Genomic DNA, 7,631 nt, shown 5'->3' on the forward strand with positions numbered 1-7,631 from the left:
TCGTTCGCGTGCACCGTGCCCCCTAGATCGGCTCCTCCTGGAAATCGAGCATGGCCGCGGGCGAGGCCGGTCCGCAAGAGGGGCCGGCGGCAGTCAGGGGTGACCGGCCCCGGGCGCGCTCGCTCAATCGGCGACGAGGCGGGTCCCGTCGGCCTGCTCCCGCTGGCGTCGCAGCTCGTAGGTGCCCGGTGCGATGCCGGTGAAGGCGTGTTCGGGGTGCGCGAGGTAGGCGACCGCGTCCTGCGCGACCGTCAGCACGCCGAGCACCAATCCGCCGCCGAACCGCTCCGGGGCGAAGAACGCCTTCCCGGCGGCGAGCAGGAGGTGGGTGTTGGCCTGGGCCTGGCCGCGGACGATCGGGACGCCCTCCTCGGGGACGGGGGTGCGGGCCGGATCGCGGTTGACCGGTACGACGGCGACGTCGCCCTGGAACTGCAGGCCGGCCAGGATGGGGATCTCGGCCTGCCGGTCGAGGTGCTCGTCGACGGTGACGCCGAAGGTGGCGATGGCCTGTCCGATGGTGGGCATCTGCTCGTGCTCCTTCTGCCGGGGTGGGGCGGGGGGTCAGGATCGTCGTTGTGCCGTGGCGTACTGGGCCGGGGTGAGGCCGTAGGTCCAGGCGGCGGCCTGCAGGGGGTCGGTGCAGTCGGCGGGGACGGTGAGGCCGAAGCGGCGGCGGGTGCCGTCCCGTTCGACGGTGCCGTTGGTGCACAGCAGGACCCGCACGTGCGTGGTGTAGACGCCTTCTGGGACGTCGTGCAGGGTGAGGGTCTGGCCGGGGTTGCCGGGGTCGGGCACGGCGGTGCCGACCTGGGCCAGGCCGGCCTCGGCGATGAAGCGGTCCCAGCCGCGGCGTTCGATGGCGCAGCGGCGGATCTCGGCGTTGGTCTCGCGGAGGATCTCGTCGGCGGTGAGGGTGTCGTCGATGACGGCTCGGGTGACGTGGGTGCCGTGCCAGAAGTACAGCCCGAACCCGTCGTCCCAGCCGGCCGCGGGGCCGTCGGCGCGGTGTGGCCGGTACGTGCCCGAGTCGTCGTCGCCGACCTGCTCGAGGTGCAGCTCGGCGGGGCGCGGGCAGAGCATGACGAAGTCCCGGAAGGGCCACCACCACCAGCCGGCGGGCGCGAATCGCGCCGCCGCGGCCCGCTCCGCGACGTCCGCCCACGACGGGTCCTCATCGACCGGCGGGGCCACGTCCGGCCCGAAGCCGGCCGGCGGGACCGCGTCCGGCCCGAAGCCGGCCGGCGGGACCGCGTCCGGCCCGAAGCCGGCCGGCGGGACCGTTTCCTGGCCGAAGCAGTCGACGAGGGTCAGCCAGGTGTCGGACCGCTGGCCCGACAGGTAGGCCCGCCACAGCCGGCGCACCTCGCCGCGGATCGTGTCCTGCCGCGGCCCGCCCACCGCCGCGTCCACCGCCGCCCGTACGGCCGCGTCCGACGCCTCGGCGACCGTGGCCAGCACGCCGGCGGGCACGCTCCGGCTCGTCTCGCGGGCCGGCGGGACGTGCGCGGTGTCCCGCACCGCCGCGGCCTTCGCGGACTTCATCGTCGCGTCGATCTCGGCGTGCAGGGCGGCGGCCGCCGCGCCGTGCACCGGGTCCCTGACCGCGCCGTCGGCCGCGGCCCGGACCGCGGCGCGCACCGCGTGGCCGACGGCCTGGCCGGCGGTGTCGTCCACCGCGCGGTAGACGGAGTCCAGGACGCGGGTGTTGCGGTGGCCGGCGCCCAGGCAGGCGGCGATGGGCGCGGCGAACGCGCCGACGAGCGGTGAGGGCACCCACCCGACCCGTTCCGGGAACGGGACCCCGATCTCCCGGTAGCACGCACGGGCGGCGGACTCCCACGCGCGCCTCTCGGCGGCGGTGCCGTGCCGGGGCGTGCGCGCCGCCTGCCGATCTTCGGCTGCCGAACGGGGCGGACCCGGTGGATTCACAGTGGAGACCTCCAGCTGAGGCGGCCTCCGGCTCAGCCTGGGGACGCCGCGATGAACACCGTGCCGCGCGGACCGTCCACGCCGGTGATCATGACCAGGCGCAGCACACTACCCGCCCGTCACGACAATTTCCGGCCGTTCGCCGACGCCGTGCGTCGCCCTGACACCACGGCTTGACACTGCTGCCGATCTCCGTACATTCGTACAAATGCAAGAGACCGCCGTCGAAGACGCGTTACGGCCTCATCCCGACGGCCTCGCCGCGTGGCAGGCCTACAGCGACCGGCTGCTGGAGCAGGGCGACGCCAGGGGCACGCTGATCCGGCTCGAACAGCGCCTGGCACGCACCCGCCCCGCCGACCGCCCGGCCATGGAGCGCGAGATCGCCGACCTCGTCGCGGCGCACGAGGGCGGATGGGACGACGGGTTGCCGGCGACCGCGCTTGTGCTCTCCCGCCGGTACGGCTTCGCCACGGAGGTGGCCGTCCAGTGGTCGGACGACGTCCGCGAGGTCGTGGAGCAGGTGCTGCGCGACCGGTTCGTCACCACACTGCGCATCTCGTCGCGCGCCACGACCGACGAGGACTGGGACGACGATGACGAGGACTGGGACGACGACGAGGAGGAGGACGCCGAGCTGCCCCCTGGGCGGCTGGACATGAAGCTCCTCGACGGGCTGGATGCCGGACGGCTCTCCGTGCTCGACCTCTCCTATCTGGACCTCGGCCCCGACGGCGCCGGACTCCTCGCCGCCTCGCTCCGCGCGGACCGGTTGCGGGCGCTGGAGCTGCGGTACTGCCGGATCGGCGACGCCGGTCTGGCGGCCCTGGCAGCGTCCCCGTACCTGGGCGGACTGCGCCGCCTGTGCCTGCAGCGCAACCGGGTGACCGCCGAGGGCGTGCGTTCCCTGCATCGGTTCGCGCGGCTGACCGAGCTCGACCTGAGGTACAACAGGATCGGCTCGGCGGGCGCGGAGGCCCTGCTCGCCGCCCCGTTCGCCGGGTCCCTCGAACGGCTGTGGCTGTACGACTCCGATGTGGGCCAGGACGGCGTGCGGACACTGGCGCACGCCGAGAATCTTCCGCCGGGGCTGCGCAGCTTGTGGAGGTGCGTGTGAGCATCGAACTTCGGGATCGGTTCTTCGTCCTGTCGGCCGGGGACGTGCCCGCCGAGGAGGCCGCCCGCTATCGGGCGGAGGTGGACGCGACCGACGCCGAGCCGGCCGCGACAGTGGACGGACTGGACATTTCCTGGCATCCGTCGGCGCGGTTCAAGGCGGTGCGGTTCATCGACGCCGAACGGATCGACGAGCCGGTGCGCGATCTGTTCGCCCGGCCCAGCGCGGACGCGCCGTACCTGGCGGCGGTGTTCGTCGATCCGCACGAGTTGTCGTTCCGCACGTTCGAGAACATCGTCCCGCTGGACCGCCTCTTCGAGAACGTGCCGCTGGAGGCGGAGCTGGCCGGGCGGACGGAGCACGCGGAAGGGGTGTTCTCGTTCTCGCTGCGGTTGCCGGCGGAGACCCGGGCCCGGCTGGCGCAGCTCGACGAGCTGAAGCTGTACGTGCCGCCGCTGAACGCCGTGTCCCGGGGCGGTGAGCGGTTCATCTTCCACTCGGCGCTGCTGGCCGAGGCGTTGAGCGCGGCGGTGGCCGACGCGTTGCCGCCGGCTGCGGCGGAGGGGTTCTCGCATGTGAACCCGGTGTTCCGGTGCAACCGATTCGAGCCCGGTGACGCCAACTTCCACCGGCATCGGGACACCCCGTACTTCGACGCGGCGCGGCGGCACATCTCCCGGTACACGGTGCTGCTGTACCTGACCGGCGGCACGGGGTCGCCGGCGCTGGACCTGGTCGGCGGCGCCGCGCTCGGCGAGATCGGCGAGTTCACGTGTGTGATCTTCGATCAGCGGTACGAGCACGAGGGCGCCCCCTACCGCGACGGCCGCAAGGTGTTCCTGCGTACCGAACTCATCTTCACCGCCGACGAGGTCACCGAGGCGCCGGAGATCGGCGAGCTGTTCAGCAAGGCGTGCTACCTGACGGGTGAGAGCGTGTTCGCGCCGGAGCTGGCCCGGCACGCCGACGCCTACTACAACCACGTGGCGGCCGCCCACTGGAACGGCTGGGGGAACGGCCCCGCCCGCGAGACCTTCGTGCACAAGGAGTTCCGCGGGGTGCGCTTCGTGGCCAACGGCTACGACTTCTGGTTCGCCAAGACCGACGGGTTGTCGCTGGCGGAGTGCGCCGCGCTCACCCTGCTCGACTACTTCAACTGCAAGATCGGCGACACGGCGTTCCGGGCGCTCTGCCGGACGGAGGTGATCGAGTCCGACGACGCCGGTTGGATCCCGGAGTTCCTGCGGGCCAGGCGGAGCGGGTCCGTCATGACCCGGGTGGACAAGTCCGCGTTCTTCCCCGAGCCGGAGCGGCCCAACGGCGAGATCTGCTGCCCGTTCCACTCCTCCGGACGCTACGACCCCACCCGCCACGACGAGATCATCGATCTCTACACCGACGCGCAGTCCTTCGCCAAGGCGCACATCCTGCCCGCGCCGATCCTCATGCTCGGCGAGGACGTGGCCCTCGACCCGGACCGGTTCGTCATCCAGGACAACCTCATCCACGTGCTCGGCAAGGGCGCGCTCAAGCCGGTGAACTTCGCCGCCTGCTGGAACGACGAATCCATCCCCGAGGACTACGTGGTCGTCGCGGCCAAGGTCGGCGTGGTGCAGTTCCTCGTCCCGCCCATCCTGTACGCCGAGTCCGACGGCTGCTACCACCTCACGTTCGACTTCTTCCGCAACTCGTGGATGGTCGACCACCAGCGGGCCACCATCCCCATCCCGAGGATCACCGAGGACGACTGGGCCGACCCGGACGAGAGTCGCGCCTGGCGCCGCTCGGTGGACGACTCCCTCATCGACGACGAACACCCGCTCCCGCCCAGCGACCTCTGGGACGACGAGGAGGACGACTGGGACGAGGAGGACGACTGAGGCGAGCGGGCCCTGAGCGGGAGCGGGTCGTCGCTGCCGTAATGACGATTTGGCATTGCCTGCGGTGTTTTCCGCCTGCTCACGCATAGAGCGACGCCATGGCGTTTTTCTCCGCATAATTCGCCCGAAATGAGCCAAGAATGCCGTGCCCGAAAAGTCCCCGGGCACGGCATTCATTCATCGACGGATCGGACGACTCACATGTGGGTGAGGTCGATGAATTCGGTGCAGTTCCCAGGCCACTGTGGCGCCGTTCTCGAGCCTGGGGTCGGGAAGACCGTGCACCTGCTCTGGGCCACCTTGCCGCGTTCGTTCAGTACGGTGATGTGCACGGTGACGCCTTCATCGGGCGCGGCCAGGGAGATGTCGGCCAGGCGGCCGAAGTTGTGCGGCAGGAGCACGGTCAGGTCATGCCACTGGGGCGTCGTCCGCGGATCCCTGACCGCGATCCTGCTGTCGCGGATGATCCCGATGAACTTGGTCGGCGGCCTCTTGGGGTCGTCCGGGTCGCCCTGGAAGGCCGTGTCGACCGCGCGGGTCGTCTTGTCGTCCGACCTCGGATCGGTGGCGCGATTGCTCACGGCCGTCGCCTTGTTGTCCGCCATCTCGTGAACGCCGGTGACGGCCGTGACGTCCGCCGACGCCGGAAATGTAAGAGTCGCGAATCCACTGACCGCCGCCGCTGCCAGAGCAAAGGCCAGCGCGCTCTTGGTGCTTCGGTGCTGAATCATCTTTTCCCCCTATGGGTCTGATTCGGAAGAATCGGACTTATTGCCACATCCCCATGATGGTGCGAGCGTGAGGTACCCACTCCATGGCGCGATAACTCACGCCGGGATCGGCCTGGAGAAAAAGATGGAAATAATAAAAACAGGTGATTATCCAGTGCTCTTTTCTTGGGCCGCCGGGGTCATCCGTCCTCTGTGCCGTACCAGCGCCACTCGGGGAGCCGTGGGCGATCGGGGAGGGCCATGCGGCCGGTGGCCCACAGAAAGCACCGTGGACACCGAGCTGGTGAACCACCTCAGCGACGCCACCCGGGACGCGGCCCGCCGGCAGATCGACGGGATCGAGGCGCTGCGGCCGGAGGACGTCGCGGACGGGATCAGCTACATCGTCACGCGGGAGCGGCGGGTCGCCGTCAACGAGATGCCGGTCCGCGCCGGCGACCGGACCTGGTAGCCGCGAGACGAGCGGCGGCCACGACGGCTCCCCAGCCTCAACAGGTTCCGGCGAACTCACCGGCCCCGGTAGTCTTGCGTGATTCTTTGACTCCGGTCTGTGGAGTGACCCCCTCAGGGCCGAAGCCGGTCCTGCACCCCCAGGAGGTAGAGCCGTGGGCTCTGGCAGGAAGATGTGGACGGCGGCGTTGCTGGCCACCGCTGTGCTGGTGAACACCGCGGCCTGCGGCAGCGAAGGCGGCGGCGGTGAGGTCAAGTTACGTTTCTCCTACTGGGGCAGTGCCGCGCGGCAGAAGATGACGCAAGAGGCGATCAAGAAGTTCGAAGCGCAGAACCCGAACATCGACATCGAGGAAGAGTTCTCCGACTTCGGCAGCTACTATGAGAAGCTGGCCACGAAGGTCGCGGGCGAGCAGACGCCCGACGTCATCACCCTTGAGATCCGCGGCCTGCGGGAATACGCCGAACGCGGCACGCTGGCCGACCTGTCCAGCTCGGTCGACACCGCCGACCTCGACGGCAAGGTGCTGGCCACCGGCGCCGTCGACGGCAAGCAGTACGCCATCCCCACCGGCGTCAACGCCTGGTCCCTCGTCGTGGACCCGAAGGCGGTCAGGGACGCGGGGCAGCGGCTGCCCGACGACACCACGTGGACCTGGGATGAGTGGGTCGGCTTGGCTGCGAAGATCACGGCGCGGTCCGGCGGCAAGGTCTACGGCACGCAGCAGGCCTTCAACCCGGCGTTCCTGCAGATCTTCGCCGCCCAGCGGGGCGAGACCCTGTACAAGGGCAACAAGATCGGTGTCTCGCCCGACACCCTCAAGGCGTGGTGGGCCATCCACCAGAAGCTGATCAGGAGCAAGGGCTCTCCCGACGCCGCCAAGAGTCTTGAGCTCGCGGCCCAGAGCGAGGACAAGTCGCTGTTCGCCACCGGCTCCGGCGCGATGGGGATGTGGTGGAGCAACCAGCTCGGCTCGATCAGCAAGGCGTCGGGCGGCAGGCAGGTCGACCTGCTGCGGATGCCGAAGTCGCCGGGCGCCGCCGCGGGCGGCATGTTCCTGCAGCCCGCGATGTTCTACACCGCCGGGGCGAAGTCCGAGCATCCGGCCGAGGCGGCCAAGTTCATCGACTTCATGATCAACGACCCGGGGGCGGGTGCGATCATCCTCAGCGACCGCGGCCTGCCGGCGAGTTCCAAGGTGCTGGCGGCGGTCAGGGACAAGCTTCCGGACAGCGACAAGAAGACGCTGGCCTTCCTCGACAAGATCAAGGGCGAGCTCACGGACTCGCCCGCCGCCCCGCCGAAGCGCGCCAGCGCCATCGAGGCCATCCTCACGCGGTACACGAACGAGGTTCTGTTCGCTCGGATGACCCCTGACCAGGCCGCTCAGAAGCTCATCACGGAGGCGAACGCCCTCATCGCGGGCTAAGAGCTGTTTCTTAGATCTGCCGACTGATCGTGGTGATGTTGTCACGATAAGTGCATGGGACGTGGTGACTTAACGAACGCCGAGTGGGAGC

General features: G+C 70.0%; 7 protein-coding genes. 4 read left to right on the plus strand and 3 right to left on the minus strand.

What is annotated here, in order from left to right:
• Positions 1 to 123 precede the first annotated feature (123 nt).
• Positions 124 to 528, minus strand: coding sequence for a hypothetical protein (locus tag ABZS69_RS52360; protein ID WP_355388173.1), 405 nt, complete (start codon positions 526 to 528; stop codon positions 124 to 126).
• Positions 529 to 564: 36 nt separating this feature from the next.
• Positions 565 to 1,932: a DUF6745 domain-containing protein gene (locus ABZS69_RS52365; RefSeq protein ID WP_355388176.1), complete on the minus strand. Its 1,368-nt coding sequence runs from the start codon at positions 1,930 to 1,932 to the stop codon at positions 565 to 567.
• 208 nt (positions 1,933 to 2,140) lie between these two features.
• Here ABZS69_RS52365 and ABZS69_RS52370 point away from each other — a divergent pair, with 208 nt between their 5' ends.
• Positions 2,141 to 3,049 carry a hypothetical protein gene (locus tag ABZS69_RS52370; protein WP_355388179.1) on the plus strand — a complete coding sequence of 303 codons (909 nt, stop codon included), beginning with the start codon at positions 2,141 to 2,143 and terminating at the stop codon, positions 3,047 to 3,049.
• The gene (locus ABZS69_RS52375) at positions 3,046 to 4,929 is read left to right on the plus strand and encodes a hypothetical protein (protein ID WP_355388182.1); all 1,884 of its coding nucleotides are present in this window, start codon (positions 3,046 to 3,048) and stop codon (positions 4,927 to 4,929) included. The genes ABZS69_RS52370 and ABZS69_RS52375 overlap by 4 nt, the downstream gene beginning before the upstream one ends.
• Positions 4,930 to 5,126: 197 nt before the next feature.
• On the opposite strand, the gene ABZS69_RS52380 is transcribed toward ABZS69_RS52375, so the two are convergent.
• Positions 5,127 to 5,660, minus strand: a complete 534-nt coding sequence (locus ABZS69_RS52380; RefSeq protein WP_355388185.1) for a hypothetical protein — start codon at positions 5,658 to 5,660, stop codon at positions 5,127 to 5,129.
• A gap of 268 nt (positions 5,661 to 5,928) precedes the next feature.
• Between ABZS69_RS52380 and ABZS69_RS52385 the strand changes: the two genes are divergently transcribed.
• Both ABZS69_RS52385 and ABZS69_RS52390 read left to right on the plus strand, forming a co-directional pair.
• Entirely contained in the window at positions 5,929 to 6,111 is a 183-nt protein-coding gene (locus tag ABZS69_RS52385; RefSeq protein WP_355388188.1) for a hypothetical protein, read from the plus strand.
• Between the two features lie 154 nt (positions 6,112 to 6,265).
• Entirely contained in the window at positions 6,266 to 7,540 is a 1,275-nt protein-coding gene (locus tag ABZS69_RS52390; protein ID WP_355388191.1) for an extracellular solute-binding protein, read from the plus strand.
• Positions 7,541 to 7,631 lie beyond the last annotated feature (91 nt).

Origin of the sequence: Nonomuraea sp. NPDC005650, from assembly GCF_040605375.1 — a bacterium.
In the GTDB taxonomy this organism is placed as follows: Bacteria; Actinomycetota; Actinomycetes; order Streptosporangiales; family Streptosporangiaceae; genus Nonomuraea.